This is a genomic window from Amycolatopsis sp. cmx-4-83 (genome assembly GCF_046548815.1).
Lineage (GTDB): Bacteria > Actinomycetota > Actinomycetes > Mycobacteriales > Pseudonocardiaceae > Amycolatopsis > Amycolatopsis pretoriensis_A.
Genome location: NZ_JAEBEF010000007.1, coordinates 142814 through 169268 on the forward strand (window position 1 = coordinate 142814; position 26455 = coordinate 169268).

Below are 26455 nucleotides of genomic sequence, written 5' to 3' on the forward strand. Positions count from 1 at the left end.
TCGCCCGCCCGCGGGCAGGCGTCAGTATTCGTCGTGCCGGCGCCACCAGGCCCCAGGACCGTCGTCGCCCCGGCTCTCCTCTTCCCACGCCTCCTGGCGCCCCAGCGGCGTGACGTCGAGGTAGCGGTGCGAGGCGAGGAACATCTCGCCGCCGCGGTTGCTGGTGAAGTACGTCCGGTACACGTCGTCGCCGGTGCGCAGGAACACGCTGATCCCGAAGCCCATACCGACGCCGCAGTCCTCGGTGAAGTCGCTGCCGTGCGCGGACACCCACGGCACGTCCCAGCCCATCCGGCCCTTGTAGCTCTCGATCTCGGCGAGCGTCGCCGGCGCGACGACCTGGAGCGTGACGTCGCGGTCGTGCAGGTGGGCCAGGTGCGGCATGTTGTCGACGAGCAGGGAGCAGCCGGGGCAGCCCGCTTCGTCGCCCGGGTGCAGCATGAAGTGGTAGACGATCAGCTGGGGCCGTCCGTCGAACAGGTCCAGCAGGCTCTTCTTGCCCTCCGTCGATTCGAAGACGTACGGCTTCGTGAACGGCACCATCGGCAGCCGGCGGCGTTCGGCGGCGAGGTGGTCCGCCGCCTTCATGTGCTCCTTCTCCTTGACGAGCAGTGCGTCGCGCGCGGCCTGCCACTCCTCCGGCGAGACGATCTCGGGCAGGGCGTGCTGGGTGGCGGTCATCGGTCTTCCTCTCCTCGGTGGTGGATGAAGCCGGCCAGGTCGTCGAAGCTGGAGGTCCAGCCGCCGTGGTGGTCGTCGCGGTCGGCGGCGGCGGGGAAGCCGGCTTGGACGAAGGTCATCTCCGTCTTGCCGTCCAGATCGGCGAAGTCGATCGTCACGAGGGTCTCGGCGCGCAGGTCGCCCTCGGTGTCCCAGGTGAAGGTGAACACGAGCCGCTCGGGGGCGATGATCTCGCGGTAGGTGCCGTGCATCCAGTGCTCGTCGCCTTCGGGGGAGCGGATGCACGCCCGCCAGGCGCCGCCCGGCCGCGTCGCGAGCGTGACGGCGCAGCCGGTGTAGCCGTGCGGGCCGAGCCAGCTCGCCAGCTGGTCGGGGTCGGTCCAGGCGGCGAAGACGAGCTCGCGGGGTGCGTCGAAGACGCGGGTGATGGTCAGCTCAGGCATGCTCGCCGCCGCTCCGCAGCGAGCGCAGGTGCTCGTCGAGGCGGTCGAACCCGTCGTCCCAGAACGGGCGGTAGGCCGCCACCCAGTCGGCGACGTCTTCCAGGGGCTTCGCCGCCAGCCGGCAGGGCCGCCACTGGCGCGTGCGGCCGCGGGTGATGAGCCCGGCCTGCTCCAGCACCTTGAGGTGCCGCGAGACGGCGGGCAGGCTCATCGGGAACGGCTCGGCGAGCTCGTTCACCGTCGCCTCGCCCGCCGAAAGCCGGGCGAGGATGGCGCGCCGGGTCGGGTCGGCGAGGGCCGCGAACGTGCGGCTCAGGTGGTCCGTGGGCATGGTCATTTCAGCACCTTGTTAATTAACGACTACGTTGAACATAGACCCCAGCAGCGCACTGTCAAGGTTGCGGCGAGCGGTGCTGAGAGCCGTGTCACTGGTCCTCGGGTTTCCAACAGTAGGAAGTCAAAGTATTTTTAGGGGATGAGCAGTGAGCTGTACCGCCCCGCGCACCCCGTCCGGTTCGTCACGGCGTCGAGCCTCTTCGACGGCCACGACGCGTCGATCAACATCATGCGGCGGATCCTGCAGTCGCAGGGCGCGGAGGTCGTGCACCTCGGCCACAACCGCTCGGTCGACGAGGTGGCCACCGCCGCCATCGCCGAGGACGTCCAGGGCGTCGCCATCTCCGCCTACCAGGGCGGGCACGTCGAATACTTCTCGTACCTGGTCGAGCTGCTGCGCGAGCGCGGCGCCGGCCACATCAAGGTCTTCGGCGGCGGGGGCGGGGTGATCGTGCGCGAGGAGATCGACCTGCTGCACTCGCGCGGCGTCGCCCGCATCTTCTCGCCCGAAGACGGCTACGAGATGGGCCTGCCGGGCATGATCAACTCGATGATCGAGGCCTGCGACACCGACCTCGCGGCCGAGGGCCCGGCGCTGGACAAGGTGCTCTCCGGGGACGTCCCCGCGCTCTCGCGGGTCATCACCCAGCTGGCGGCCGGACGGCTGCCCGGCGAGCTGCTCGACGGCATCACCGAAGCCGCGTCCGGGCGGACGGTCCCGGTGCTCGGCATCACCGGCACCGGTGGCTCCGGCAAGTCGTCGCTCACCGACGAGCTGGTCCGCCGCTTCCGCCTCGACCAGGAGGACAAGCTGCGGATCGCGGTGCTCGCGGTCGACCCGTCGCGGCGCAAGGGCGGCGGCGCGCTGCTCGGCGACCGCATCCGGATGAACTGCCTCGACAACGGGCCCGCCGGCCCTGGAGGCACTGGCACAGCGCCGGTGTTCTTCCGCTCGCTGGCCACGCGCACGACGTCGGGGGAGATCCCGGCCGGGCTGCGCGAGTCGATCCTGGCCTGCAAGGCCGCCGGCTACGACCTGGTGATCGTCGAGACGCCGGGCATCGGCCAGGGCGACGCCGGGATCGTCGACTTCGTGGACGAGTCGCTGTACGTGATGACGCCTGAGTTCGGCGCCGCGTCGCAGCTGGAGAAGATCGACATGCTCGACTTCGCCGACGTCGTCGCGATCAACAAGTTCGAGCGCCGCGGCGCCGAGGACGCCCGCCGCGACGTCGCGCGCCAGCTGGTGCGCAACCGCGAGGCCTTCTCGGAAGGCCCCGAAGACATGCCGGTGTACGGCACGAGCGCGGCGAAGTTCAACGACGACGGCGTCACCGCGCTGTACCAGCACCTGCGCGGCATGCTGGCCGAGCGCGGGCTGACCGTTTCTTCGGGCACGCTGCCCCGCGTGGAAGGCAAGGTGTCCACGGACGCCTCGACGATCATCCCCGGCAACCGTGCGCGGTACCTGGCCGAGATCGCCGACTCCGTGCGCGGCTACCACGCGAAGACCGAGCAGCAGGTCGCCGCGGTCCGCAAGCGCAACGCGCTGGCGTTGACGCGCGAGGAACTGTCCAAGGTGGACGCCGCGACCGACGCGCTCGACGGGCTGCTCGCCGCGGCCGAGTCCGATGTGGACGGCGAGTCGGCAAAGCTCCTGGCGCGCTTCCACGAGCTGGCCGAGGAGTACCGCCAGGACGAGTTGGTCGTGAAGATCCGCGACAAGGAGCTGCGCACGCAGCTGTGGCGCGACACGCTGTCGGGCAACCGGATCCCGCGCGTCGCCCTGCCGCGGTACGGCGAGGACGGCGAGCTGCTGTCGTTCCTGCGCCGCGAGCACCTGCCCGGATACTTCCCGTACACCGCGGGCGTTTTCCCGTTCAAGCGCGAGGGCGAGGACCCGGCGCGGATGTTCGCCGGCGAAGGCGACGCGTTCCGCACCAACCGCCGGTTCAAGCTGCTCTCGGCCGACTCCGAGGCGAAGCGGCTCTCGACGGCGTTCGACTCCGTGACCCTGTACGGCCACGACCCCGACACGCGCCCCGACATCTACGGCAAGGTCGGCACGTCGGGCGTGTCCATCGCGACGGTCGAGGACATGAAGGCCCTTTACGACGGCTTCGACCTGACCGCGCCGAACACGTCGGTGTCGATGACGATCAACGGCCCGGCGCCGACGATCCTGGCCTTCTTCCTCAACACCGCGATCGACCAGAAGCTCGACGCGTTCCGCGTCGAGCACGGCCGCGAGCCGTCCGACGCCGAGGCCGCCGAGCTGCGTTCGTGGACGTTGCAGAACGTGCGCGGCACGGTGCAGGCCGACATCCTCAAGGAAGACCAGGGCCAGAACACCTGCATCTTCTCCACCGAGTTCAGCCTCCGGATGATGGCCGACATCCAGGAGTGGTTCATCGAGCACCACCTGCGCAACTTCTACTCGGTGTCGATCTCCGGCTACCACATCGCCGAGGCCGGTGCGAACCCGATCTCGCAGCTGGCCTTCACGCTGGCCAACGGCTTCACCTACGTCGAGTCGTACCTGGCCCGCGGCATGGACGTGGACTGTTTCGCGCCGAACCTGTCGTTCTTCTTCTCCAACGGCATGGACGCGGAGTACTCGGTCCTCGGCCGGGTGGCCCGCCGGATCTGGGCGGTGGCGATGCGCGACCGCTACGGCGCGAACGAGCGGTCGCAGAAGCTCAAGTACCACGTGCAGACGTCCGGGCGCTCGCTGCACGCGCAGGAGATGAGCTTCAACGACATCCGCACCACGCTGCAGGCGCTGTGCGCGCTGTACGACAACGCGAACTCGTTGCACACCAACGCGTTCGACGAGGCGATCACGACGCCGTCGGAGTCGTCGGTGCGCCGCGCGATGGCCATCCAGATGATCATCAACAAGGAGTGGGGCCTGTCGAAGAACGAGAACCCGCTGCAGGGCTCGTTCGTCATCGACGAGCTGACGGACCTGGTCGAGGAAGCGGTCCTGGCGGAGTTCGACCGCATCTCCGAGCGCGGCGGCGTCCTGGGCGCGATGGAGACGGGCTACCAGCGCGGCCGGATCCAGGACGAGTCCATCCTGTACGAGCGCAAGAAGCACGACGGCTCCCTGCCGATCATCGGCGTCAACACTTTCCGCAACCCGAACGCGGGCGAGGACGACATCGAGGTCGAACTGGCCCGCGCGACGGAGGACGAGAAGAAGTCCCAGCTGGAGCGCCTGGCGGACTTCCAGCACCGCCACCACGAGGAGGCCCAGCAGGCCCTGAAGGCGTTGCGCGAAGCGGCGACTCGGGGCGGGAACCTGTTCGGGGTGCTGATGGACGCGGCGCGGGTGTGTTCACTGGGCCAGATCACGGAGGCGTTCTTCGAGGTCGGTGGCCAGTACCGGCGGAACGTCTGAGCCAGGCCGTCTCTGGCGCGCGTGGATCGTCTTCAGCCGCCGGCCGCTGGCGGGCAACGAGCTGGTGGACATCGCCATGAAGTCTTCGACCACTTCAAAGAGGTCAAGGCCCGTGCTGATGCCGTACGAGGGACCTTACGACCGCTGGGCGAAGATCGCCGCGAACGGTTGTGAAGCCGTTCGCGAGCCGGAGCTGGACGCGGAACTCGCGGCGGACGCGCGGATCGCCTTCGACCCGAAGCCCGAAATGTGGCGGCCGACGGGCAAGCACGAAGAAGTCCGTGCGCTTCAGGTGTCGACGCTCGCCTTCGACGAGGACAAGGTCCGGTTGGCTCGCCACCCGTGAGTTCCGGGGAGTTGCCCGAACTCGAGTGGGGCAACTGCTCCAACCACGTCGGCGGTCGACCGGCTCAGCCGATTGGCGCGATCTCGAAGCCCGCCGGGGCAGGCGCCCGCTCCGGCGCCGCTCCCGGCCGCGGAGCTCCGATCTGCTCGCGTTCGTGAAGCCGGGATCGCCTCCCTGGGCCGCGTGACTACCCGGATCGCCCGCAAGGACAAGCTCTTCTCCTTCGACCACCGGACCGTCGACTTCGACCCGTACGACGGCGTTCCGGGACTGCTCGTGGCCCTCGACGAGATCGAACGCCGCTACCGCGGTCAGCTGTCCTTCCCGCTGCACGTGAACATCCGGCTGATCCGGCAGTGGCTCGACCGGGATCCGGTGGGCGCGGCGGCGTGGCTCAAGCTGAGCTGAGCCGCAGGTACGCCCGGTCGTCGAACGAGTCGGCTCCGGGCCGCAGCCCCTTCGTCTCCGGGGGATCCTCGATCATCAACGGGTCCCGCGCCAGCCGTTCGGCGAGCAGCCGCTCGGCCTCGGCCAGCGTCGCCGCCGGCTCCGGGTACCCGTCCGTGGCGAGCACGACCTCCTGCACCGCGGCCGGCACCGGGATCACCTCGACGAACAGGTCGGGCACGTCCCGCCCGTCCACCGCCCCGCCGCCGTGAGGCCGGTTGCGCAGCCCGACGAGCGCGCGCAACAGCTCCTGCACCGCCGCCCGCCCCGGGTCCTCCGCCAGCAACTCCGCCGCCGGGACCCCCTCCGCCAGATACCGCCGCACCACGAGGGCGCGGGCCTCGGCCACCACCCGCTCGCCCGACGGCCGTGGCGGCACCGGGACGCCGTCGAGCAGGATCCGGGCTTCCCCGACGCGCCAGATCTCGCGCCGGGGCCGGAAGAGCACGCAGAACGTCACCGCGGACCCCAGTCCCGCGCCGCCCGCCCAACCCCGCACGAGCGCCGTCGCGCTGTCGACCGCCTCACGAGCCGTGCACCCGGCCGTGAGCCCGGCCAAGTGCCCCGCGACGGCTTAGGCGAGCTCGGCGCCGTCCGGGCCGGTGTCCCACGGCTTCTTCGTCGCCCCATCGGCGACCCCGGCCGCGTGCTCACCGACGATCAGCCGGTCCGCGCAGGGTTCGGTGGCGGTGCGGGGGACGAGCGCCGACTCGACGATCACCCGGCCGAACGTACCGCCTTCAGCCGCCAGACCGGGACCAGCACGCGCCCGTCCGCGTCGGTCTTCATCGCCTGCAGCCCGGCCGGGTCCGCGTCCAGGACCCCCCGGACGCTCTGCCGCAGCTCCGCCGGCGTCATCGACGTCGTGTAGAGCGTCGGCTCGAGGACCTCGATCGTCCAGTTTTCGCCGACCGTCTCCCGCAGGTTGGCCTCGCTGATCAGGTACGGCGCCGGGAACGCGTCCGGGAGCTCCGTCGAGAAGGCGAACAGGTGCAGCCGCGCGCCCGGCCGCGCCGCGCGGGTCAACGCCGCTAGGTAGCTGTGCCGCTCTTCCTCGCTCAGGCAATGGTAGAGCGCGCTGTCGAGGACCGTGTCGAACCGGCCTTCGTACCCTTCGAGCTTCGTCGCGTCGGCGACGGCGAACTCGATGTCGAGGCCCTTCTCGGCGGCGCGCGCACTGGCCTGGGCGATCGCCGACGGGGCGCCGTCCAGCCCGGTCACGCGCAGGCCGCGCGAGGCGAGGAACGCGGAGTTGTCGCCGAGCCCGCAGCCGATGTCGAGCACGTCGCCGCCGAACTCGCCGGCGTCGGCCAGCGCGACCACCGCGGGCTGCGGCGCGCCCAGGTCCCACGGCATCTTCCGGCCGATCGGCGTGGTGCCCTGGTAGAGCTCCTCGAAGTCGAGGCCCTGTACGTCCATGACCGCCCCCTTATTCAACGTATGATGAGATGACTTCATCGTGCACCCGCTGTCAAGACGGTGGTACTCCTGGAGCATGAAATTCGGGATCTCGACGTTCGTGACCGACGAGGGCATCCGCCCGGACGTACTGGGTGCGGCACTGGAGGAACGCGGCTTCGACTCGCTGTTCCTGGCCGAGCACTCGCACATCCCGGTGAGCCGGGAAACCCCTTACCCGGGCGGGGGAGACCTGCCGCGCGTGTACTACCGCACGCTCGACCCGTTCCTGGCGCTCACCGCCGCGGCCACCGCGACGTCGGAACTGCTGCTCGGCACCGGGATCGCCCTGCTGATCCAGCGCGACCTCATCCACACGGCCAAGGAGGTCGCGTCCCTGGACCTGCTCTCCGACGGGCGCGCGCTGTTCGGCGTCGGCGTCGGCTGGAACCGCGAGGAGATGCGCAACCACGGCACCGACCCGAAGATGCGCGGCGCGCTGATCGACGAGCAGCTGGCCGCGCTCAAGGAGATCTGGACGAAGGACGAGGCCGAGTTCCACGGCGAGCACATCGACCTCGACCCGATCTTCAGCTGGCCGAAGCCGGTGCAGAAGCCGCACGTCCCGATCTACATCGGCGGCGAGAGCGAAGCCGCGCTCAACCGGCTCGCCAAGTACGGAGACGGCTGGCTGCTCCGGGGCTACACGAAGTACCAGGAGGCCCAGCGCGTCCGCCGCTGGCTGGCCGAGCAGGGGCGCGAAGACGTCCAGTTCGCGGTCTTCGGCGGCCCGACGATCCCGAAGGTGATCGACGGCTTCCGCGAGGCCGGTGTCGAGCGGTACACGTTCCTGCTGGACACGCTGCCGGAAGCGGAGACGCTCAAGGCCCTCGACGAGCTGGCGGAGGTGGCCGCCGCGCACCGCTGACCGGCGGCTACTTGTCCAGCAGCAGGTGGACCGACAGTTCGAGGCGGTTGGCGACGTCGGCCGCGGAGGCACGGCGGGTCACCCAGGCCACCAGGTTCGCCATCCAGACGTCGGCGACGACGTGGAAGATGTCCCGGTCGGCCTCGGTGGGCTCGTCGATGCCCATCGCCTTGGCGAACATGTTCTCCATCAGCATCCCGACCTGCTCGACCTCGGCGGCCGCGGACGTGTCGGCGAACATGAAGGCCCGCACCATGGCTTCGGTCAGGTGCGGGTCGCGCTGCATCAGGCGGGTGTTGCGGCCGAGCACGAACATCAGCCGCTCGGCGGGCGTCTCGCCGGGGATGGCCTGGCGCTCGAGCTTCTCCTGCGCGCGCTCGAATTCACGCGCCAGCCCGGAAACGAGCAGGTGGATCTTCGACGGGAAGTACCGGTACAGCGTGCCGAGCGCGACGTCGGCCTTCTCGGCCACGGCCCGCATCTGGACGGCGTCGTAGCCGCCCTTCGAGGCCAGGGCGAGGGTCGCGTCGATGATCCGGCGCCGGCGGTCGCGCTGGGCGGCCGAACCGAGTTCGTCGGCGCCGATCGCGCTCAGGCCGTTGCCGCGCGCCTTGGTCTTGCCGGGCATCGGAGTCCCCCCGTCCTTCGGAACTTGTTCCAGTTCATGACGTAGAGTACCTGTCCTGGCGAAACGTTCAACAATCGACCCACTGGCCGAAAAACTGTAACACGTTCTACACTCGCGAGTAGTGTCCCGTCCCGCGAGGAGGCCCGATGCCGGTCGCGCTCACCGACGAACAGGCCGCGCTGGCCGAGGCGATCCACGCCTGGTCCGCGGCGCACCACCCGCGAGAGGCGGTGCGCGCGGCGGAAATCGGGATTCCTGGTGGGTTCGCCGAGCTCGGCCTGCTCGGCGTCGCACTGCCCGGTGAAGCGGGCGGTGCCGACGGCAGTATCGCCGATCTCGCCGCCGGCCTCGCCGCCGCGGCCGGGGAACTCGTGCCGGGGCCGCTGCTCGGCACCGCGCTCGGCGGCCTCCTGCTCGCCGGGATCCCCGCCGCGAAGGAACTCCTCCCCGCGCTGGCCGAGGGCGAGGCGACCCTCGCCGTGCTGCTGGACGCGCCTTCGCTCGACGACGGCGTCACCGGCCCGGTGCCCGGCGTCGACGCCGGGACGTGGCTGCTGGTGCCGGCCGGCGGCGGGCACGTGCTCCTCGCGCCGGACACCCCGGGCGTCACGGTCGAGCCCCTGGACGCGTTCGACTTCTCGCGTCCGCTGGCGCGTGTCCGCTTCTCCGGTGTCCGCGCCGACGTGCTCACCCTGCCGCCGGTCGCGCCCCTCGCGGCGACGCTGGCCGCGGCCGAGGCGGCGGGCGTGGCGCGGCGGTGCCTGACCGTCGCCGTCGAGTACGCCAAGGTGCGCGAGCAGTTCGGCAAGCCGATCGGCGCGTTCCAGGCGATCAAGCACCTGTGCGCCGAGATGCTCTGCCGGGCCGAAGCGGCCGAAGCGCTGGCCTGGGACGCGGCGTCCGGGCAGCACCCGCTGTCGATCGCGAGCGCGGCCGTCGTCGCCCTCGACGCGGCCGTCGCCAACGCCCAGGACTGCGTCCAGGTCCTCGGCGGCATCGGGTTCACCTGGGAGCACGACGCGCACCTGTACCTGCGCCGCGCGGTCGCGCTGCGGCAGTGGCTCGGCGGCACCGGGACGTGGCGGCGGCGGGCGGCGTCGCTGGCGCTCGAGGGGTCCGAACGCACCCTGAACGTCGACGTCGGCGACGATCCCGCGCTGCGCGAAGAGGTGACGCGGATCGCGGGGCTGCCCGACGGCGAGCGGCGGGCCGCGCTGGCCGACGCCGGGTTGCTGACGCCGCACTGGCCCCCGCCGTACGGCCGGGGCGCCGACGCCGCGGAGCAGCTGCGGATCGACGCCGCGCTCATCGAAGCCGGGGTGCGCCGCCCGGATCTGGTGATCGGTGCGTGGGCGGTGCCGACGATCCTCGAACACGGCAGCGACGAGCAGCGCGAGCGGTTCGCCCGGCCCACCCTCCGGGGTGAACTCACGTGGTGCCAGCTGTTCAGCGAGCCCGGCGCGGGTTCCGACCTGGCCGCGTTGCGGACGGCGGCCCGGCGCGTCGACGGCGGCTGGCGGCTGTCCGGCCAGAAGGTGTGGACGTCCTTGGCGCACGAAGCGGACTGGGGGATTTGCCTGGCCCGCACCGACCCGGCCGTGCCCAAGCACAAGGGCATCACGTACTTCCTGGTCGACATGCGCGCCGAGGGCATCACCACGCGGCCGTTGCGGGAGATCACCGGCGACGCCGTGTTCAACGAGGTGTTCCTGGACGACGTGTTCGTGCCGGACGCCGACGTGGTCGGCACGCCGGGTGGCGGCTGGCGGCTCGCGCGCACGACGCTGGCGAACGAGCGGGTGGCCATCGGGAGTGGGTCCGCGGTCGGCGAGAGCGTGCAGACGCTGGTGTCCACAGTGGATCCTTCCGCGCTCGGCGATGTCGCGCTCGACCGGCTCGGTTCCCTGGTGGCGGACGGGGTCGCGGGGTCGGTGCTGGACCTGCGGGCGGCGTTGCGGCGGCTCGGAGGGCAGGATCCCGGGGCCGAGTCGAGCGTGCGGAAGCTGCTCGGGGTGCGGCACCGGCAGGACGTCGCCGGGTTCGCCGTCGAGCTGGCCGGCAGCGCTGCGCTGCTCGCGGACGGGGCGGCGCAGCGCGAGTTCCTGCTGACGCGGTGCCTGTCGATCGCGGGCGGGACCACCCAGGTGCTGCTTTCGCTGACGGCCGAACGGCTTCTCGGCCTGCCGCGCTGATCTTCGCCGGCGGCGCGAAAGGACCGTTCGTGCCGCCCGGGCCGAAACTGTCGGTGGCGTGTTCTAGCGTTGCCGTCGTGGAGTTCAGCGCAGACACCCAGGCCACCTACCTCCCCGCGGATCCCCCGCGGGAAGGCGTGCTGGCCTTGTGGGGCGGCGACGTGGCCGGCGGGACCACGATCGAGCTCGTCCTGCCCCGGGGCGCCAAGTTCGCGCGGACGAAGGTCGACGCGGAGCTGGTGCCCCTCGAACGCGCGCTGCCGCGGCTGCTGGCCGTGGGGGAGGCGGCGAGCCCGGCCGTCGCGGCGTGGTCGGCCGCGGTCAACGCCGGGGTGAACCTCGTGGCGAGGGGGCGGCTGCGCCCGGCCGTGTCCCCGGCCGGCGCGGCGGCCTGGCGGATCGGCCCGCTCGACGCGGCGGACGAGGAACTGCTGCGCGGGCTCGCCGGCGCGTTGCCACCGGAGGCGTACGCGCTGCCGTTGACCGGGCTGAAACGCATCCGCCTGCACTCCCCGGATTCCCTGGTCCGCGCGCTTTGGGACGCGACGGCCGACCTGCTGGTCCGCAGCCCGGCGGCCCCGGTCGGCGCCGGCGACCCGGCGTTCGCGGCCCGCGAACCGGCCCTGCTCGGCCCGGACGGCGCCGCCTGGCTGGCCGAGCTGGAGGCGCGCGAGCCGCGGGGCGTGCAGGTGCTGCTGCGCGTCGAGGACTCCGGCGACGACACGTTCGCGGGGGTGCTGGCGGTCCGCAGCCTGGCCGAGCCGAGCCTGGTGGTGGAGGCATCGACGCTGTGGGACGCCCCGGACGCGGTCCTGAACCGCCTCGGCGACCAGGTCGAGACCCAGCTCCTGCTGGGCCTGCGCCGCGGCGCGCGAGCGTGGGCGCCACTGGGCCGGGTGCTGGCCGAGCCCGCGCCGGCGTCGCTGGTCCTGTCCGACGACGAGGTCGTCGACCTGCTCGCCGACGGCGCCCGCGACCTGGGCGGAGCGGGCATCGAGGTGCTCTGGTCGAAGGGCCTGTTCGCGGGCGAGGTGAAGGCGAAGGCGAGCGCGACCCAGGCCCCGGCGAGCGTCGCGGGACCGGAGTTCGCCCTGCGCAGCCTCCTGGAGTTCCGCTGGCAGCTCAGCCTGGGCGGCGAGCAGCTGACGGAGGCGGAGGTCGCGGCACTGGCCGAGGCGAAGCGCCCCCTGGTCCGCCTGCGCGGCCAGTGGGTCCGGGTGGACCCCCAGCTCCTGGCCCGCGTCCGCGGCCGCACCCGCAAACTGGAGGCGGGCGAAGCCCTGGCGGCGGCCCTGACGGGCGAGCTGGAACTGGACGGCGAGCGCGTCGAGTTCGCGGCCCCACCGGTGCTGGGCGATCTGGCGTCTCGCCTCCGCGACCGGGCGGCGTCGGAGGTCGTGACACCGCCGGGGCTGCAGGCGACGCTACGGCCGTACCAGCAGGCGGGCCTGGCCTGGCTGGCGACGATGACCGGCCTGGGCCTGGGCGCTTGCCTGGCGGATGACATGGGGCTGGGGAAGACGATCCAGCTGATCGCTCTCCACCTGCACCGCCGAGCCCTGGCCCAGCCTGTCCCTGGCCGGCCCGAGCGACTCGCACCAGCCCGCCTGCTCAGCCCCCAGCCCCCGCCGACCCCGGCCGAGCTTCGACCCGCCGGCGCCGAGGCCTCGCTCGCTGCCGCCGGGCCGCTGCCGACCTCACCCAGCGGCGCAGTCGATGCCCCGCCGCCCGGCGCAGACCTCCCACGGTCCGCGCCCCGGTCTGCCGGCGTCGATGCCCCACCCGCTGCCGCCATGCCTCGGCCTACCGGCGTCGATGCCCCGCCTGCTGCCGCCATGCCTCGGTCTGCCCACGCCGATGCCCCGCCTGCCGCTACCGAGCCCCGGTCCGACGGCGCGGATGCCCCGTCAGTGCCCGCCGCCGTCGCCCCGGCTGCCGGTGCCGAGCCCGGGCCCGCCGGCGCCGAGACCCCGCTCACCGGCGGGCCCACTCTCGTCCTCTGTCCCACCTCGCTCCTCGGCAACTGGGAGCGCGAGTTCGCCCGCTTCGCCACCGAAATCCCCGTCCGCCGGTTCCACGGTGGCAGCCGCCACCTCGACGACCTCGCCCCCGACGAAGTCGTCCTCGCCACCTACGGTGTCCTCCGCCGCGACCGCGAAACGCTGTCCGAAGTGGACTGGGGCCTGGTCGCCGCGGACGAGGCGCAGCACGTCAAAAATCCGCTGTCCGCCACGGCCAAGGAACTCCGCAAGATCCCCGCTCGAGCCAAAGTCGCCCTCACCGGCACCCCGGTCGAAAACCGCCTCACCGAACTCTGGTCCATTGTGGACTGGACCACCCCCGGCCTGCTCGGTCCGCTCGACCGCTTCCGCCGCACCGTCGCACGGCCGATCGAACGCGACCGCGACAAGGAAGTCACCGAACGGCTCGCCGCCACCGTGCGGCCGTTCCTGCTCCGCCGGCGCAAGTCCGATCCGGACATCGCGCCGGAGCTGCCGCGCAAGACCGAGACCGATCGGTTCGTGCCGCTCAGCGCCGAGCAGACCACCCTGTACGAGGCCGTCGTGCGCGAGAACCTCGCCGAAATCCGCGAGACGCAGGGCATCAAGCGGCGCGGGCAGGTGCTGCAGCTGCTCACCGAGCTCAAGCAGATCTGCAACCACCCGGCGCAGTTCCTCAAGGAACCGCACGGCGCGCTCACCGGCCGCTCCGGCAAACTCGCCGCCTTCGAAGAACTCCTGGACGTGATCCTCGACGAGGGCGAGAGCGTCCTGGTGTTCAGCCAGTACGTCCAACTCTGCCGCCTGCTGGAGCGCCGCCTCAAGGAGCGCGGCCTGCCCACCGAAGTCCTCTCGGGGGACAGCTCGCCGTCGAAGCGGGAGGACATGGTCGACCGGTTCCAGGCCGGCGAGATCCCCGTGTTCCTGCTTTCGCTGAAGGCGGGCGGGGTCGGGCTCAACCTGACCCGCGCCACCCACGTCATCCACTACGACCGCTGGTGGAACCCCGCCGTCGAGGACCAGGCCACCGACCGCGCCTACCGCATCGGGCAGGACCGGCCCGTCCAGGTGCACCGGCTGATCGCCGAAGGCACCCTCGAGGAGCGGATCGCGGAGGTGCTCGAAAAGAAGCGCGGGCTGGCCGAGTCGATCGTCGGCGCGGGGGAGGACTGGATCACCGAACTGTCCGACGACGCCCTCGCCGACCTGGTCCGGCTCGGGAGCGGGTGATGCCACCCCGGCGGAACTTCGGCACCACCTGGTGGGGCCGCGCCTGGGTCGAGGCCCTCGAACAACGCGCGAAACTCGACCCGAACCGGCTGCCCCGCGGCCGCACGTACGCGCGCAAGGGCACGGTCACCGAGCTGCACTTCGGCGCCGGCGTGATGACGGCGCGGGTGCGCGGCAGCCGGCCGCAGCCCTACAAGGTGACCATCACCATGCGCACCTTCACCGACCGCGAATGGGACACGCTGCTGGGCGTCGTCGGCACGCAGCTCGGGCACGCGGCGGCGCTGCTCGACGGCGAGCTGCCGGCCGCGCTCGCCGAGCAGGCCCGGGAGGCGGGCGCCGACCTCCTGCCGGGCCCGGGTGACCTGCGGCCGCGGTGCTCGTGCCCGGACTCGGCGAACCCGTGCAAGCACGTCGCCGCGGTGTACTACCTGGTCGCCGACGAGGTGGACCGCGACCCCTTCACGCTGTTCCTGCTGCGCGGCCGCCCGCGGGCCGACGTCCTGGCCGAGCTGCGCGCCCGCCGGTCACCGTCCCGCGCGGAAAAACCGAAGCTGCCGAAAGCCGCGGACGAAGGCCTCACCCCGCGAGCGGCCTACACCCGGCGGCCGGGCCCGATCCCGGCCCTACCCCCACCGCCCCGCACGGCGGGTCCCCCGGCGACCCTCGACCTCGACCCACCCCCGGCCACGGGCTGGACGGCGGCCGCCCTGTCGACCCTGGCGGCGGACGCGGCCGCCCTGGCCCGCGACCTCCTGATCGGCGGCGTGACGGCGGCCGAGCTGACGTTCGAAGAGGATCTGGCCCGCCGCGCGGCCACCCGCACCGCCCCGGAAATCACCACCCTCGCCGCGGCGGCGGGCGTCCCACCCCGAGACCTGACCCGCTGGGCCGAAGCCTGGCGCGAAGCCGGCCGCGGCGGCCTGGCCGCCCTGCGCGACACATGGCAACCCGGCCCGGGTCCCCTGGCCGAAGCCCAAGCCATCCTGGGAGACGCGGGCCTCCCCGGCCGCCCGAAGATCTGGCGCAACCGCCTCACGCAGGGGGAGGTGCAGCTGCGCTACGGCCAGGACGCCCGCTGGTACCGCTTCACCCGCGCGGGAACGGACTGGCGCCTGGACGGCCCGCCCGCGGCAAGCCCGGTGGACCTGGCCTACTGATCGCTTGCAGTGGCGGTGACTCCGGTGAGTGCCCTCGTGACCCGCTTTGACGAAATCAGCTGGGGTATGTCTCGTGAAAGTATCGCTTGAGCGCCGGACGCCCCGACTGGCTTACAGCGATGCGGCCTTCGTCTTGCAGTTCCCGAAGTCGCTGCTCGGTGTACCGCCATGACCGTCCGGCAGGCGGGTAGCTACCGCCGAACGAGAAGACCAAATGGGGTCGACGCGCTGGGAACGTGAGGTCGGCCAGGCAATATGCGCCCGCCTTATCGACCTTGGCGTACCCCAGTTCCTGAGGCGACGGCGGTGTGTAGGGTTTCGGCTGATAGTCCGCGTTCAGCGTCGATTCGAGCCAGTCGCCGAGTTTGTGGCACACGCGAACCAGGTCGAAGGCCTCGGCGCGGGACTCATCGAACTCGTGGACGGCTCTGTTTCCTCCCAAGCGCACCTTGTGGCACAGCGCGCTGATCTCACTGTCGAGCACGCCTTTGTCCTCCAAGACGGTGATGCGCTGATGGAGAGGCCTGTCACCGGCGCCCAGATCGGTTCGCTGCCACAGGAGCTGAGTCATTCGTTCGACGAATTGCCGGGCTTTGACCATCGATGCGTTCGGCTCGTTGACGACAAAGTTGTCTGCGGAGATGCCAAGACGGGCGAGCTTTCGATCGATGGTAGTCAGATGACCGAAATTTGTTTCTCCTCGCATCGGCCGACACCCCTCGCCTGCTGCTCTTTGCTGACGGAACTTTACCGGTTCGCCGCCTTCCAGGTGTTGTACGTGTGGTCCAGGAACCGGGCCACCCCGCGGACCACGTGCGCGCTCCGCACCGACGTGAACACGTCGAACGCGTGCTGCGCCCCCGCCAGCTCCGCGTACGCCACCGGCTGCCGGGACTTCTCCCGCAGCCGCCGGACGAACTCGCGGGCCTCGCGGACCGGGACCAGCGAATCGTCGCGGCCGTGGATCACGAAGAACGGCGGCGCCTCCGAACTCACCCGGTCCATCGGTGAGGCCGCGATGTAGTCGTCCAGGTGGTTGACCGGGTCGCGGTCGGGGGCGAACACGCGCCTCGCGAGCAGGCTCTCCAGCCGGTACTGACTCGCCCGCGAACCCGACGTCGCCGCGAAGTCGTACACGCCGTAGTGCGGGACGCAGGCCTGGATGCTCGTGTCCGCGTCCTCGAACTCCGGCTGCAGCGCCGGGTCGTTCTGCGACAGTGCCAGCAACGCCGACAGGTGACCGCCCGCCGAACCGCCGGTCACCGCGACGAAACGGGGGTCGCCGCCGTACGACGCTATCTGTGAACGGATCCACGCCAGCGACTGCTTCGCCGCCACGATGTGCGCCGGCCAGCGGTGGGTGGGGGAGAGCGGGTAGTTGATCGCCACGCACACCCAGCCGCGGCGGGCCAGGTAGCGCATCAGGGGGCGGCCCTGCTCCTCCTTGTTGCCGATCACCCACGCGCCGCCGTGGACCTGCAGCAGCACCGGGGCGCCGGACACCGGCTCGGCGGGCCGGTACACGTCGAGCAGGAACCGCTTGCCGCCCGGGGCGTACGCGATGTTGCGGTCCACGCGGACGTCCGGGGCGCCCATCCGGAACGGCAGCGCCAGCTCGCTCCACGGGAGGCCGAGGTCGGAGCGGCCCAGCTCGGCCGCGTAGTCCTCGCCGAGCGCCGAGGTCAACGCGCCTTCGATCTCTTCGCGGGCGCCGTGGCCCGTGCGGATCAGCGCGCCCAGGCCGGCGGCGGACGCGGCGGCCATGGCCAGGCCCGCCTGCGTCGAGCGGTCGCGGGCGCCGTGGCGGGCCAGGTGGAGCGCGGTGTCGGCCGCGGTCAGGGCCAGGAGCTGGGGCGCCAGCTCGGCGGTCAGCCACCCGGCGAAGAACACCGGGATCGTCGTCGAGCGGGCCCGCAGGGGGCGGAGCGCGTTCGCCGTCAGACCGAGCTGGACCGCGCGGCGGATCAGGAAGTTCGGCTGCACCAGCGCGATGATACCGGTGAGTAGGGTGACGCGCCGCTCACCGGAAGTGGCTTACCCTGGCGCCATGCAGAGACTGAGCGGCCTCGACGCGAGCTTCCTGTACCTCGAGACGCCGTCCCAGGTCCTGCACGTCTGCGGGCTGCTCACCCTCGACGGCTCGACCGTCCCCGGCGGCTACAGCTTCGCGAAACTCAAGGCGCGGCTCGAAGAACGCGTCGCGCTGATCCCGGCGTTCCGCCGCAAACTGCACAATCCCCTCTGGAACCTGAGCCATCCCGTGTGGATCGAGGACGACGACTTCGACCTCGACCACCACGTGCACCGCATCGGCGTCCCGGCCCCCGGCGACCGCGCCGAGCTGGCCGAGCTGTGCGCGCACATCGCCGGGCAGCAGCTCGACCGCGCGCAGCCGCTGTGGCAGCTCCACGTCATCGAAGGACTGGCCGACGGGCAGATCGCCGTGCTGCTGAAGATGCACCACGCCAGCGTCGACGGCGTGAGCGGCGCCAGCCTGATCACCCACCTCGCCGGCCTGGAGCCCGACGCGCCCGCCCCGGCGATCGAGCAGCCGCGCAACCCGGCCGCGCCCTCGCCGCTGGACCTGCTCCGCGAGGGCGCCGGGAACGTCGTGCGACGGCCCGCCGAAGTGGTCCGGCTGCTGCCCGACCTGCTGGAGCTGGTGCCGCGGTGGCTCGGGAAAGCCCTGCGGGGCAAGGGGATGCCGATCCCCTTCACCGCGCCGCGGACGTCGCTGAACGGCACGATCACCGGGCACCGCAGCGTCGCGTTCGCCCAGCTGGACCTCGACGACGTCAAGAACGTCAAGAACGCCTTCGGGGTCACGGTGAACGACGTCGTGCTCGCGCTCGTCGCCGGCGCGCTGCGCGAGTTCCTCGAAGCGCGCGGTGAGCTGCCGGACGACCCGCTGGTCGCGACCGTCCCGGTCTCGGTGCACGACCGGACCGAGCGCGACCACGGCAGCAACAAGGTTTCCGCGTTCTTCGCCTCGCTCCCGACGCACCTGCCCGACCCGGCCGCGCGGGTGTTCTTCCTCGCCGAGGCCAACCGGCTCTCGAAGGACCACCACTACGACATCGACGCCGACATGCTGCAGGACTGGGCGCAGTTCTCGGCCGCGACGGCGTTCGGCCTCGCCGTGCGCGCGTACTCGGCGCTGCGCCTGGCCGAGAAGCACCCGGTGGTGCACAACCTGGTCGTCTCCAACGTGCCCGGCCCGCCGATGCCGCTGTACTTCCTCGGCGCGCGGATCACCGGCCTCTACCCGCTCGGCCCGGTCTTCCACGGCGCGGGCCTGAACGTCACCGTGCTGTCCAACGCGGGCAAGGTGCACGTCGGCCTGCTGGGCGCGCGCGAGCTGGTCAAGGACCTCTGGCCGCTCGCCGACGCGCTGCCGGAGGCCCTCGACCAGCTGCTCAAGGCCGCGGGCTGAGCACCACGACCGGGATCTCCCGGTCGGTCCACGCCTGGTACTTCGCGAAGTCCGCATAGAGCTCGACCAGGCGCGGCCACAGCTCGGCGCGTTCGGCCGGCGCCGCGACGCGGGCCGTCACCGGGACGTCCCGGCGTCCCTTCAGGTGAATGCGCGTCTCGGGGGCCGCCCGCAGGTTGAAGTACCACTGCGGGTGCCGCGGCAGCCCCCCCTGCGAGGCGACGATGACGACGTCCCCGCCGGACCGCAGGTAGAGCAGCGGGGTGGTGAACCGGCGCCCGGACTTGCGGCCGCGGTGCTCCAGCAGCAGCGTCGGCACCGGCTTGCGGAACCCGGCCCCGACCCGCCAGGTGCTGCCGATCCGGCCGCCGGTCAGCTTGAAGACCGCGACCTGCGCCTTCGCGCCGTACTTCATGACCTTCGCCGTCACCGGCGAGTCCAGGCCGTCGGGTTTCTGCTCCGGCAGGCTGAAGCGTCCCATCGTGGTTCCTTCCTCAGAGGGAGTGGACGGCGGCGAGCAGGGCGGGCACCCACCGGTCGGCGGCCAGGACGCACGCGGCGTGCCCGGCCGCGACTTCGTAGGTGGCCGCGCCCGGGATCCGGCGGGCGAGCGACCGCTGGTGGTGGGGCGCGATGAACCGGTCCCGGCCGGTCACGACGACCGCCGTGGGCAGCCGCAAGGTGTGGAGCCACGGCGTCGAGTCGAACCGGCCGATCTCGTCGACGGCGACGGCGATCTCCCACGGCTTGGTCGAGCGGAACTCCCGCAGCCCCCACCGGTGGTCCTCGACGCGCCGCAGCGGGGCGGCGGGCGCGACCGGCAGCTTCACGCGCTCGCGCAGCTGCCGCACCGTCCGGCCGAAGACGTCGAGCGCGACGCGCTGCCGGAGCCCGCGGCGGAAGGTGCTCGCGGTCGAGCACAGCACCAAACCGGTAACACGTTCTGGCTCGGTGCGGGCGACCAGCTGTGCGACCAGTCCGCCCATCGAGTACCCCGCGAGCGCGAACCGGCCGATGCCGAGCGCGTCCGCGACCGCGGTCACGTCCCCGGCGCAGTCGGCGAGCCGGAACTCCGGCGAGCGGATGCCCCGGCCGTGCCACCGCTGGTCGAACACGACCACGCGGTGGTCGCGCGCCAGCCCGGCCAGTGCCGGATACCAGGTCAGCAGGCCGGTGCAGGCCACGGAGTGCAGCAAGACGAGCGCGGGCGCGTCCCGCGGGCCGACGTCGGTGACCACCGTCCGCCCACGGCCGGGCAGCTCGAGGGGAACCGGGTCGGGCACGCCCGCCGTGGGCGGCACGGTGACCAGCCGCCGCGTCGCCGCCATGCCGCTGCACCTCCGGGGGTTGCCGCGCCGGTCCTTTCCGGTTAAGACTAGAACATGTTCCAGTATTGCGCCGAGCCGGAGGTCGGGCGTGGACTTCACCCTTGACGACACGCAGAGCGAGATCGCCGCGCTGGCCGCGAAAGTGCTCGGCGCCGAAGACGATCCCTGGCGCGCCCTCGCCGGATCGGGCTTGCTGGCGCTCGCGCTGCCCCCCGATCTCGAGGGCGACGGCCTGGGCGTCGCCGAGGTCTCGCAGGTCCTGACCGAGGTCGGCCGGGCCGCCGCGCCGGTGCCCGCGTACGCCGCGCTCGCGCTGGGCGTCCTGCCGGTCGAGACGCTCGGGACGCCCGCCCAGCGCGCGGAGTTCCTGCCGCCGGTCGCGGCCGGGGAAGGGCTGCTCACCGCCGCGCTGCACGAGCCGTCCGCGCCACTGACCGCCGACCCCGCCGCCTCCGCGCGCGCGGCCAACGGGAAGTGGCTGCTCGACGGCGTGAAGACGGCCGTCCCGTACGCCGCCGAAGCCACCCGGATCCTCACGCCGGTGACCACTCCGCACGGCACCGCCGTCTACCTGGTCGACCCGCGCGCCGACGGCGTCACGCTCGTCCCCACGCGGAACTCGGCCGGGACGCCGGAGTGCACCCTGCGGCTCGACGAGGTCGCCGTCGAAGAGGCCGACCTGCTCTTCGACCGGGGCGCGGTCGCGGCGCTGCACCGGTTCGCGCTGGCCGGCGCGCTCGCGCTCGGCGACGGGCTGGTGGCCGGCGCCCTCGCGCTCACCGTCAAGCACGTCGGCGAACGCGCCCAGTTCGGCCGTCCGCTGGCGGCCTTCCAGGCGGTGGCGGGCCAGATCGCCGACGTCTACGTCGCCGCGCGGACCGTGCACCTCGCCGTGACGTCCGCGGTGTGGCGGCTGGCCGCCGGCCTCGACGCGGACGCCGAACTGGACATCGCCGCCTACTGGCTCGCCGAGGAGGCCCCGAAGGCCCTCGCGACCTGCCACCACCTGCACGGCGGTGTCGGCGTCGACGAAACCTACCCGCTGCACCGGTATTCATCGGCGGTCAAGGATCTCGGCCGGGCGCTCGGCGGCGCCGCGCACCGGCTCGGCAGGCTCGGCGAACGAGTGGCGGGGTGAGCGGGATGCACGTCGAACTGACCGCGGCGCAGAAGGACCTGCGCGCGGAGCTCCGGGCGTACTTCGCCGGGCTGATCAGCCCGGAAGAACGCCGGGAAATGCGGCGGGAGCGGCACGGACCGGTGTTCCGCGAGATCGTCCGCCGGATGGGCCGCGACGGCCGGCTCGGCGTCGGCTGGCCGAAGGAGTACGGCGGGCAGGGCTTCGGCGAGATCGAGCAGCACCTGTTCGTCGACGAGGCCGCGCGCGCCGACGTCCAGCTGCCGTCGGTGACACTGCAGACCGTCGGGCCGACGCTGCAGCAGTTCGGCACCGACGAGCAGAAGTCCTTCTTCCTGCCCAAGATCCTCGCCGGGGAGATCCACTTCGCGATCGGCTACACCGAACCGGAAGCCGGCACCGACCTCGCGGCGCTGCGGACGACGGCGGTGCGCGACGGCGACGAGTACGTCGTCAACGGCCAGAAGATCTTCACCACCGGCGGGCACGACGCCGACTACGTCTGGCTCGCCGTCCGGACCGCGCCCGACGCGCCCCGCCACAAGGGCATCTCGATCCTCATCACGGACACCAGAGATCCGGGCTACTCGTGGACGCCGATCATCACCTGCGACGGCGCCCACCACGTCAACGCGACGTACTATTCGGACGTTCGCGTGCCGGTGAACCGGCTGGTGGGCAAGGAGAACGAGGGCTGGCGGCTGATCACCACGCAGCTCAACCACGAGCGCGTGATGCTCGGGCCGGCCGGGCGCATCGGCGGGATGTACGACCGCGTGCGCGCCTGGGCCGCCGCCCGCGGTCTGCTCGACCTCGCCGACGTGCGGGCCGTGCTGGCCGAAGCGATGGCGGTGACGCGGGTGAACGAACTGCTGAACTGGCAGGTCGCCGTGTCCTCGGCGACCGCGCCGGTCGTGGTCGGCGACGCGTCGGCGACCAAGGTGTTCAGCTCCGAGGTGATCCAGCGCATCGGCCGGAACCTCGAAGAACTCGTCGCCCGCCACGGCGATCCGGCCGACCCGGACACCGCCGAGCTGGCCGGCTGGCTGGACGTCTCCGCCAAGCGCAACATCGTGCTGACGTTCGGCGGCGGGGTCAGCGAAATCCAACGGGAGCTGATCGCGTCGATCGGCCTGGGCCTGCCGAGGGTGCCGCGATGACCATCGAAGAAACCGCCCGGGAAATCGCCGCCCGCGGGGAGTGCGCGCCGCGCCTGGCGCGGGACCCGGTCAACCAGGCCATGGTGAACAACTGGGTCGAGGCGATCGGGGACGCCAACCCGGTCTACACCGATCCGGAGTTCGCCGCGCGGAGCGTCCACAAGGGACTGGTCGCGCCGCCCGCGATGGCGCAGGTGTGGACGATGGGCGGGCTGAACGTCCCGCGCGGCAGCGACGACCCGCTCGGCCTGATGATGGAGTTGCTGGACGAATCCGGGTTCACGTCCGTCGTCGCGACGAATTCCGAGCAGACGTACCACCGCTACCTGCGGCCGGGCGAGCAGGTGGAAGCGCGGACGAAACTGGAAGACGTCGTCGGGCCGAAGAAGACCGCGCTCGGCGAAGGCTGGTTCGTCACCACGCGGATGACCTGGTACGTCGAGGGCGAAGCCGTCGCGGAGATGATGTTCCGCGTCCTCAAGTTCCGGCCGCCCGCGCCGAGACCGCCGGCGGCACCGGTGCTGCGGCCGGTGATCAGCAAGGACACCGAGTTCTTCTGGGACGGTCTTCGCCAGGGCGAACTGCGCATCCAGCGCTGGGGCGAGACGTTGCGGCACCCGCCGGGCCCGATGCCGCCGGACGGCGCGCTCGACGCCAAGCCGGACTACGTCGTCGCGAGCGGCCGCGGGACGGTGTTCTCCTACGTCGTGCACCACCACCCGCCGGTGCCGGGCAAGGACCTTCCGTTCGTCGTGGCACTGGTGGAACTGGAAGAAGGGGTCCGGGTGATGGCGGAGCTGGTCGACGCCGCGCCAGCCGAAGTCCACATCGGACTGCCGGTGGTGGCCGCGTTCGTCCGGGTCGACGACGACCTGACCCTGCCCGCGTGGAAGGTGGCCCGATGACCGTCGCCGAAGGAACGGAACTGCCGCCGCTGACGATCGAGGCGACACCGACGTTCGTCGTCAGCACGGCGCTGGCCACCCGCGACTTCCAGGACGTGCACCACGACCGGGACGCGGCGGTGGCGCGCGGCTCGAAGGACATCTTCCTCAACATCCTCACCGACACCGGCCTGGTGCAGCGGTTCGTCTCGGACTGGGCCGGGCCGGAGGCGCTCATCCGCTCGGTCAAGATCCGGCTCGGGGTGCCCTGCTACGCCTACGACACCTTGACCTTCACCGGCCGGGTGGTGTCCGCCGACGGCAACGACGTCGTCGTGTCGGTGTCCGGTGTGGACTCACTCGGCGAGCACGTCGCCGGCACCGTGGAGGTGACCCTCCCGTGACGCTCTCGGGCAAGGCGGCCATCGCCGGGATCGGCGCGACCGAGTTCTCGAAGGACTCCGGGCGCAGCGAACTGCGGCTGGCGGCCGAATGCATCTCACACGCACTCGCCGACGCCGGGCTCTCGCCGTCCGATGTGGACGGACTGGTGTCGTTCACCATGGACGGCAACGCGGAGATCGCGGTGGCGCGGGAACTCGGCATCCCCGAGCTCAAGTTCTTCAGCCGCATCCACTACGGCGGCGGCGCGGCGGCGGCGACCGTGCAGCAGGCCGCGATGGCGGTGGCGACCGGCGTCGCGGACGTCGTCGTCGCGTACCGGGCGTTCAACGAGCGCTCGGGGATGCGGTTCGGCCAGGTGTCCCCGGCCGCGGCCGGCCAGGTGAACTCGTCGGGGGTGGACAACGCTTTCCACTACCCGATGGGCATCGCGACCCCGGCGGCCACCGTGGCGATGGTCGCGCAGCGCTACCTCCACGACTACGGCGCGACCAGCGAGGACTTCGGCCGCGTGGCGGTGATCGACCGCAAGCACGCCGCGACCAACCCGAACGCGTGGTTCCGCGAGCGGCCGATCACCCTGGAGCAGCACCAGGCGTCGCGCTGGGTGGCCGAGCCGCTGCACCTGCTCGACTGCTGCCAGGAGAGCGACGGCGGCGTCGCGCTGGTCGTCACCAGCGTGGCGCGCGCCCGCGACCTCGCGCGGCCGCCGGCGGTGATCGCCGCGGCGGCCCAGGGGAGCGGGCCGGACCAGTACGTGATGACCAGCTACTACCGCGACGACCTGGCCGCGCTGCCCGAGATGGGCGTCGTCGGGCGGCAGCTGTGGGGCCAGTCCGGGCTCGGACCGTCCGATGTGGACGTCGCGGTGCTGTACGACCACTTCACGCCGTACGTCCTGATGCAGCTGGAGGAGCTGGGCTTCTGCGGCCGCGGCGAGGCGAAGGACTTCATCGCCGGCGGCGCGCTGGAACTCGACGGCGCGCTGCCGCTCAACCCGCACGGCGGCCAGCTCGGTGAGGCCTACATCCACGGCATGAACGGCATCGCCGAAGGCGTCCGGCAGGTCCGCGGCACGGCGGTCAACCAGGTCACCGGCGCGTCCCGGGTGCTGGTCACGGCGGGCACGGGCGTGCCGACCAGCGGACTCATCCTGACGGGTGACTGAGGCGTCACCTCATTGACGGCTGGTGCGCGGCCGTCGTGGATGTCACGGTGGAGACACCACCCACGACGGAGAGTGAGGACAGCGCGCGATGGTCGTCGACTGGGCGCTCACGGCGGTGTTCGCGGCCCTGGCGCTGCCGTGCGTGCTGCGGCTGGTCCGCCTCGACTACGCGCGGCTGGGCCACGGCCTCCGCCACGGCGACCTGGCCGAGCTGCTGCTGGTGGTCGCGATGGTGGCGATGGTCTCCCCGGTCGGCGGCCCGATCCCGGCGGCGGGCTGGCAGGCGGTGCTGGTGCTGACGACGGGCTGGTTCACGGCGGCCTGGTGGCGGGGGCGCTCCTGCGCCCACCACGCCCTGTCGGCGGCGGCGATGTTCTACATGGTGACGGCGATGCCCCACCCGGGCACGCACGGCCCGTGGCTGACGATGTCCACAATGGATACCCGGTTGGCGCTGCCCTTGCTGGCGGTGGCGGCGGCGGGGTATTTCGTGGCCGACGCGGTCCGCACGGGAGTGATCGCCCTCCGCGGCACGGCGACGACGGCCAGACACGCTTCACCCGCAATCGGCGTCGCGGCGACGGTGGCCGACTCCGGGCACGCCTCGCGCCCGATCGGCGGCGCGACGGGGCAGGCCCTGCATGCGATCGGCGGCGCGACGGGGCAGGCCCCGCATGTGATCGGCGGCACGGCCGGGCAGGCCCCGCATGCGATGGGCGGCACGGCCGGGCAGGCACTGCACGCGACCGGCGACACAGCCGGGCAGGCCCCGCATGCGATCGGCCGCACGGCCAGGCAGGCCCCGCATGCGATGGGCGGCACGGCCGCGCAGGCCCCGCGGGCGATCGGCGGCACAGCCGGGCGAGCCCTGCGGGCGACCGGCGACACAGCCGGGCAGGCCCCGCATGCGATGGGCGGCACGGCCGGGCAGGCCCCGCATGCGATCGGCGGCACGGCCGGGCAGGCCCCGCATGCGATGGGCGGCACGGCCGGGCAGGCCCCGCGGGCGATCGGCGGCACAGCCGGGCGAGCCCTGCGGGCGATCGGCGGCGCGACCGGGCAGGCACCGCATGCGACCGGGCATGCCCTGCACTCGATCGGCGGCACGGCGACCGCCGCCGGCTCCGGGCACGCTTCGCGCGCGATCTGCCGGGTGGCAATGGGCGCCGGCATGGGCTACCTGCTTCTCGCCTCGGCACTCTGACGCCCGCGGGCTCGTGAGTGGGAAACAGTGTTCCAACCCTGTTTCCCACTCACGACCCGCGCGGATCAGGTGGTGAGGCGGCGGACCTCGCCCAGGGGGCTGTCCTCGGCGGCCGGCAGGGCGGTGGCCGGGTGGGCGAGCGTCCACTGGGTCGCCGTCGCGATGTCGTTCTTCAGCGCCGTGATCAGGTCCTCGGCCGAGGAGTACTTCTCCTGGTCGCGCAGGTGCGAGCCGAGCCACACGACGAGCGTCTCGTCGTAGAGGTCGCCGGTGAAGTCGAGAAGGTGGGCCTCCAGCAGGCGGTAGCCGTCCGCGCCGTAGTACGTCGGGCGGCGACCGACCGAGATCGCGGCCGGGACGTGCGTTCCGTCGGCTCGGCGGACCCAGCCCGCCCACACGCCGTCGCCCACGGAGCCGTCCTGGTCGCGCAGGGCGATGTTGGCCGTGGGAAAGCCCAGCTCACGGCCGCGCTTGTCGCCCGATTCGACCGTTCCCCGCACCACGAAGTATTCCGGCATCGCGTTCCGTCCTCCCGAGTCGCTCCCC

At 72.2% G+C, this 26455-nt stretch carries 25 protein-coding genes and 1 pseudogene; 14 read left to right on the plus strand and 12 right to left on the minus strand.

The window, feature by feature from the left end:
* Nucleotides 1–21: 21 nt before the first annotated feature.
* Genes ACLJQM_RS22275 through ACLJQM_RS22285 form a run of 3 tightly spaced genes read right to left on the minus strand, consistent with a single transcriptional unit; the run spans nucleotide 22 to nucleotide 1455 of the window.
* On the minus strand, nucleotides 22–681 hold the full coding sequence (locus tag ACLJQM_RS22275) for a DUF899 domain-containing protein (protein WP_410632639.1): 660 nt from the start codon (nucleotides 679–681) through the stop codon (nucleotides 22–24).
* The gene (locus ACLJQM_RS22280) at nucleotides 678–1124 is read right to left on the minus strand and encodes an SRPBCC family protein (protein ID WP_410632640.1); all 447 of its coding nucleotides are present in this window, start codon (nucleotides 1122–1124) and stop codon (nucleotides 678–680) included. The genes ACLJQM_RS22275 and ACLJQM_RS22280 overlap by 4 nt, the downstream gene beginning before the upstream one ends.
* Entirely contained in the window at nucleotides 1117–1455 is a 339-nt protein-coding gene (locus ACLJQM_RS22285) for an ArsR/SmtB family transcription factor (protein ID WP_360767444.1), read from the minus strand. The genes ACLJQM_RS22280 and ACLJQM_RS22285 overlap by 8 nt, the downstream gene beginning before the upstream one ends.
* 144 nt (nucleotides 1456–1599) lie before the next feature.
* On the opposite strand from ACLJQM_RS22285, the gene icmF reads away from it, so the two are divergent.
* From icmF to ACLJQM_RS22300, 3 genes are all read left to right on the plus strand, one after another.
* The gene (gene icmF, locus ACLJQM_RS22290) at nucleotides 1600–4863 is read left to right on the plus strand and encodes a fused isobutyryl-CoA mutase/GTPase IcmF (RefSeq protein WP_410632641.1); all 3264 of its coding nucleotides are present in this window, start codon (nucleotides 1600–1602) and stop codon (nucleotides 4861–4863) included.
* Nucleotides 4864–4981: 118 nt separating this feature from the next.
* The gene (locus ACLJQM_RS22295) at nucleotides 4982–5209 is read left to right on the plus strand and encodes a hypothetical protein (RefSeq protein WP_410632642.1); all 228 of its coding nucleotides are present in this window, start codon (nucleotides 4982–4984) and stop codon (nucleotides 5207–5209) included.
* 183 nt (nucleotides 5210–5392) lie between these two features.
* Entirely contained in the window at nucleotides 5393–5617 is a 225-nt protein-coding gene (locus ACLJQM_RS22300; protein ID WP_410632643.1) for a hypothetical protein, read from the plus strand.
* On the opposite strand, the gene ACLJQM_RS22305 is transcribed toward ACLJQM_RS22300, so the two are convergent.
* From ACLJQM_RS22305 to ACLJQM_RS22315, 3 genes are read right to left on the minus strand one after another with little or no spacing between them, the layout of a single operon-like run.
* Nucleotides 5604–6215 carry a hypothetical protein gene (locus ACLJQM_RS22305; protein WP_410632644.1) on the minus strand — a complete coding sequence of 204 codons (612 nt, stop codon included), beginning with the start codon at nucleotides 6213–6215 and terminating at the stop codon, nucleotides 5604–5606. The genes ACLJQM_RS22300 and ACLJQM_RS22305 overlap by 14 nt on opposite strands.
* Nucleotides 6216–6230: 15 nt before the next feature.
* Nucleotides 6231–6377: a hypothetical protein gene (locus ACLJQM_RS22310; RefSeq protein ID WP_410632645.1), complete on the minus strand. Its 147-nt coding sequence runs from the start codon at nucleotides 6375–6377 to the stop codon at nucleotides 6231–6233.
* Nucleotides 6374–7075 (minus strand): class I SAM-dependent methyltransferase, encoded by a 702-nt coding sequence (locus ACLJQM_RS22315; protein WP_410632646.1) that lies wholly within the window; start codon nucleotides 7073–7075, stop codon nucleotides 6374–6376. The genes ACLJQM_RS22310 and ACLJQM_RS22315 overlap by 4 nt, the downstream gene beginning before the upstream one ends.
* A gap of 76 nt (nucleotides 7076–7151) precedes the next feature.
* Between ACLJQM_RS22315 and ACLJQM_RS22320 the strand changes: the two genes are divergently transcribed.
* Nucleotides 7152–7982, plus strand: coding sequence for an LLM class F420-dependent oxidoreductase (locus ACLJQM_RS22320; RefSeq protein ID WP_410632647.1), 831 nt, complete (start codon nucleotides 7152–7154; stop codon nucleotides 7980–7982).
* A 7-nt stretch (nucleotides 7983–7989) separates the two neighbouring features.
* On the opposite strand, the gene kstR is transcribed toward ACLJQM_RS22320, so the two are convergent.
* On the minus strand, nucleotides 7990–8610 hold the full coding sequence (kstR, locus tag ACLJQM_RS22325; protein ID WP_247012022.1) for a cholesterol catabolism transcriptional regulator KstR: 621 nt from the start codon (nucleotides 8608–8610) through the stop codon (nucleotides 7990–7992).
* Between the two features lie 146 nt (nucleotides 8611–8756).
* Between kstR and ACLJQM_RS22330 the strand changes: the two genes are divergently transcribed.
* The 3 genes from ACLJQM_RS22330 (at nucleotide 8757) to ACLJQM_RS22340 (ending at nucleotide 15192) form a co-directional block, all read left to right on the plus strand.
* Complete coding sequence (locus ACLJQM_RS22330) at nucleotides 8757–10802, plus strand: acyl-CoA dehydrogenase family protein (protein ID WP_410632649.1); 2046 nt, start codon at nucleotides 8757–8759, stop codon at nucleotides 10800–10802.
* A gap of 77 nt (nucleotides 10803–10879) precedes the next feature.
* Nucleotides 10880–14032, plus strand: coding sequence for an SNF2-related protein (locus ACLJQM_RS22335; protein WP_410632650.1), 3153 nt, complete (start codon nucleotides 10880–10882; stop codon nucleotides 14030–14032).
* The gene (locus ACLJQM_RS22340; protein ID WP_410632651.1) at nucleotides 14032–15192 is read left to right on the plus strand and encodes an SWIM zinc finger family protein; all 1161 of its coding nucleotides are present in this window, start codon (nucleotides 14032–14034) and stop codon (nucleotides 15190–15192) included. The genes ACLJQM_RS22335 and ACLJQM_RS22340 overlap by 1 nt, the downstream gene beginning before the upstream one ends.
* 55 nt (nucleotides 15193–15247) lie before the next feature.
* Here the strand turns inward: ACLJQM_RS22340 and ACLJQM_RS22345 are convergent, their stop codons facing one another.
* On the minus strand, nucleotides 15248–15898 hold the full coding sequence (locus ACLJQM_RS22345) for a DUF4145 domain-containing protein (protein WP_410632652.1): 651 nt from the start codon (nucleotides 15896–15898) through the stop codon (nucleotides 15248–15250).
* A gap of 41 nt (nucleotides 15899–15939) precedes the next feature.
* Nucleotides 15940–17175 (minus strand): alpha/beta hydrolase, encoded by a 1236-nt coding sequence (locus tag ACLJQM_RS22350; RefSeq protein ID WP_410632653.1) that lies wholly within the window; start codon nucleotides 17173–17175, stop codon nucleotides 15940–15942.
* Nucleotides 17176–17239: 64 nt separating this feature from the next.
* On the opposite strand from ACLJQM_RS22350, the gene ACLJQM_RS22355 reads away from it, so the two are divergent.
* Complete coding sequence (locus ACLJQM_RS22355; RefSeq protein ID WP_410632654.1) at nucleotides 17240–18625, plus strand: WS/DGAT/MGAT family O-acyltransferase; 1386 nt, start codon at nucleotides 17240–17242, stop codon at nucleotides 18623–18625.
* On the opposite strand, the gene ACLJQM_RS22360 is transcribed toward ACLJQM_RS22355, so the two are convergent.
* Together ACLJQM_RS22360 and ACLJQM_RS22365 are read right to left on the minus strand one after the other, a co-directional pair.
* A complete protein-coding gene (locus tag ACLJQM_RS22360; protein WP_360766882.1) occupies nucleotides 18609–19106 on the minus strand; it encodes a nitroreductase family deazaflavin-dependent oxidoreductase in 498 nt (165 codons plus the stop codon). The two genes, ACLJQM_RS22355 and ACLJQM_RS22360, sit on opposite strands and share 17 nt — an antisense overlap.
* A gap of 13 nt (nucleotides 19107–19119) precedes the next feature.
* Nucleotides 19120–19953, minus strand: coding sequence for an alpha/beta fold hydrolase (locus ACLJQM_RS22365; RefSeq protein WP_360766884.1), 834 nt, complete (start codon nucleotides 19951–19953; stop codon nucleotides 19120–19122).
* Nucleotides 19954–20041: 88 nt separating this feature from the next.
* Here ACLJQM_RS22365 and ACLJQM_RS22370 point away from each other — a divergent pair, with 88 nt between their 5' ends.
* The 6 genes and pseudogenes from ACLJQM_RS22370 to ACLJQM_RS22395 all read left to right on the plus strand — a co-directional run.
* Nucleotides 20042–21091, plus strand: coding sequence for an acyl-CoA dehydrogenase family protein (locus ACLJQM_RS22370; RefSeq protein ID WP_410632655.1), 1050 nt, complete (start codon nucleotides 20042–20044; stop codon nucleotides 21089–21091).
* Between the two features lie 5 nt (nucleotides 21092–21096).
* Entirely contained in the window at nucleotides 21097–22251 is a 1155-nt protein-coding gene (locus tag ACLJQM_RS22375; protein WP_410632656.1) for an acyl-CoA dehydrogenase family protein, read from the plus strand.
* The gene (locus ACLJQM_RS22380; protein WP_410632657.1) at nucleotides 22248–23156 is read left to right on the plus strand and encodes a bifunctional MaoC family dehydratase N-terminal/OB-fold nucleic acid binding domain-containing protein; all 909 of its coding nucleotides are present in this window, start codon (nucleotides 22248–22250) and stop codon (nucleotides 23154–23156) included. Before ACLJQM_RS22375 ends, ACLJQM_RS22380 begins: the two co-directional genes overlap by 4 nt.
* Nucleotides 23153–23539, plus strand: coding sequence for a MaoC family dehydratase (locus tag ACLJQM_RS22385; protein WP_410632658.1), 387 nt, complete (start codon nucleotides 23153–23155; stop codon nucleotides 23537–23539). Before ACLJQM_RS22380 ends, ACLJQM_RS22385 begins: the two co-directional genes overlap by 4 nt.
* Nucleotides 23536–24705, plus strand: a complete 1170-nt coding sequence (locus ACLJQM_RS22390; RefSeq protein ID WP_410632659.1) for a lipid-transfer protein — start codon at nucleotides 23536–23538, stop codon at nucleotides 24703–24705. The genes ACLJQM_RS22385 and ACLJQM_RS22390 overlap by 4 nt, the downstream gene beginning before the upstream one ends.
* Before the next feature lie 88 nt (nucleotides 24706–24793).
* Nucleotides 24794–25321, plus strand: a pseudogene (locus ACLJQM_RS22395) (DUF5134 domain-containing protein); the annotation flags it as partial.
* Nucleotides 25322–25974: 653 nt separating this feature from the next.
* Here ACLJQM_RS22395 and ACLJQM_RS22400 read toward each other — a convergent pair.
* Nucleotides 25975–26427, minus strand: a complete 453-nt coding sequence (locus ACLJQM_RS22400; protein WP_410632660.1) for a riboflavin kinase — start codon at nucleotides 26425–26427, stop codon at nucleotides 25975–25977.
* Nucleotides 26428–26455 lie beyond the last annotated feature (28 nt).

Excerpts from the sequence above, each read along its gene's own strand:
- ACLJQM_RS22285 (WP_360767444.1), bottom strand. The coding sequence starts at position 1,455 with ATGCCCACGGACCACCTGAGCCGCACGTTCGCGGCCCTCGCCGACCCG.
- ACLJQM_RS22380 (WP_410632657.1), top strand. The coding sequence starts at position 22,248 with ATGACCATCGAAGAAACCGCCCGGGAAATCGCCGCCCGCGGGGAGTGC.
- icmF (WP_410632641.1), top strand. The coding sequence starts at position 1,600 with ATGAGCAGTGAGCTGTACCGCCCCGCGCACCCCGTCCGGTTCGTCACG.
- ACLJQM_RS22355 (WP_410632654.1), top strand. The coding sequence starts at position 17,240 with ATGCAGAGACTGAGCGGCCTCGACGCGAGCTTCCTGTACCTCGAGACG.
- ACLJQM_RS22275 (WP_410632639.1), bottom strand. The coding sequence starts at position 681 with ATGACCGCCACCCAGCACGCCCTGCCCGAGATCGTCTCGCCGGAGGAG.
- ACLJQM_RS22320 (WP_410632647.1), top strand. The coding sequence starts at position 7,152 with ATGAAATTCGGGATCTCGACGTTCGTGACCGACGAGGGCATCCGCCCG.
- ACLJQM_RS22315 (WP_410632646.1), bottom strand. The coding sequence starts at position 7,075 with ATGGACGTACAGGGCCTCGACTTCGAGGAGCTCTACCAGGGCACCACG.
- ACLJQM_RS22330 (WP_410632649.1), top strand. The coding sequence starts at position 8,757 with ATGCCGGTCGCGCTCACCGACGAACAGGCCGCGCTGGCCGAGGCGATC.
- ACLJQM_RS22295 (WP_410632642.1), top strand. The coding sequence starts at position 4,982 with ATGCCGTACGAGGGACCTTACGACCGCTGGGCGAAGATCGCCGCGAAC.
- ACLJQM_RS22365 (WP_360766884.1), bottom strand. The coding sequence starts at position 19,953 with ATGGCGGCGACGCGGCGGCTGGTCACCGTGCCGCCCACGGCGGGCGTG.
- ACLJQM_RS22375 (WP_410632656.1), top strand. The coding sequence starts at position 21,097 with ATGCACGTCGAACTGACCGCGGCGCAGAAGGACCTGCGCGCGGAGCTC.
- ACLJQM_RS22345 (WP_410632652.1), bottom strand. The coding sequence starts at position 15,898 with ATGCGAGGAGAAACAAATTTCGGTCATCTGACTACCATCGATCGAAAG.
- ACLJQM_RS22400 (WP_410632660.1), bottom strand. The coding sequence starts at position 26,427 with ATGCCGGAATACTTCGTGGTGCGGGGAACGGTCGAATCGGGCGACAAG.
- kstR (WP_247012022.1), bottom strand. The coding sequence starts at position 8,610 with ATGCCCGGCAAGACCAAGGCGCGCGGCAACGGCCTGAGCGCGATCGGC.
- ACLJQM_RS22340 (WP_410632651.1), top strand. The coding sequence starts at position 14,032 with ATGCCACCCCGGCGGAACTTCGGCACCACCTGGTGGGGCCGCGCCTGG.
- ACLJQM_RS22280 (WP_410632640.1), bottom strand. The coding sequence starts at position 1,124 with ATGCCTGAGCTGACCATCACCCGCGTCTTCGACGCACCCCGCGAGCTC.
- ACLJQM_RS22360 (WP_360766882.1), bottom strand. The coding sequence starts at position 19,106 with ATGGGACGCTTCAGCCTGCCGGAGCAGAAACCCGACGGCCTGGACTCG.
- ACLJQM_RS22385 (WP_410632658.1), top strand. The coding sequence starts at position 23,153 with ATGACCGTCGCCGAAGGAACGGAACTGCCGCCGCTGACGATCGAGGCG.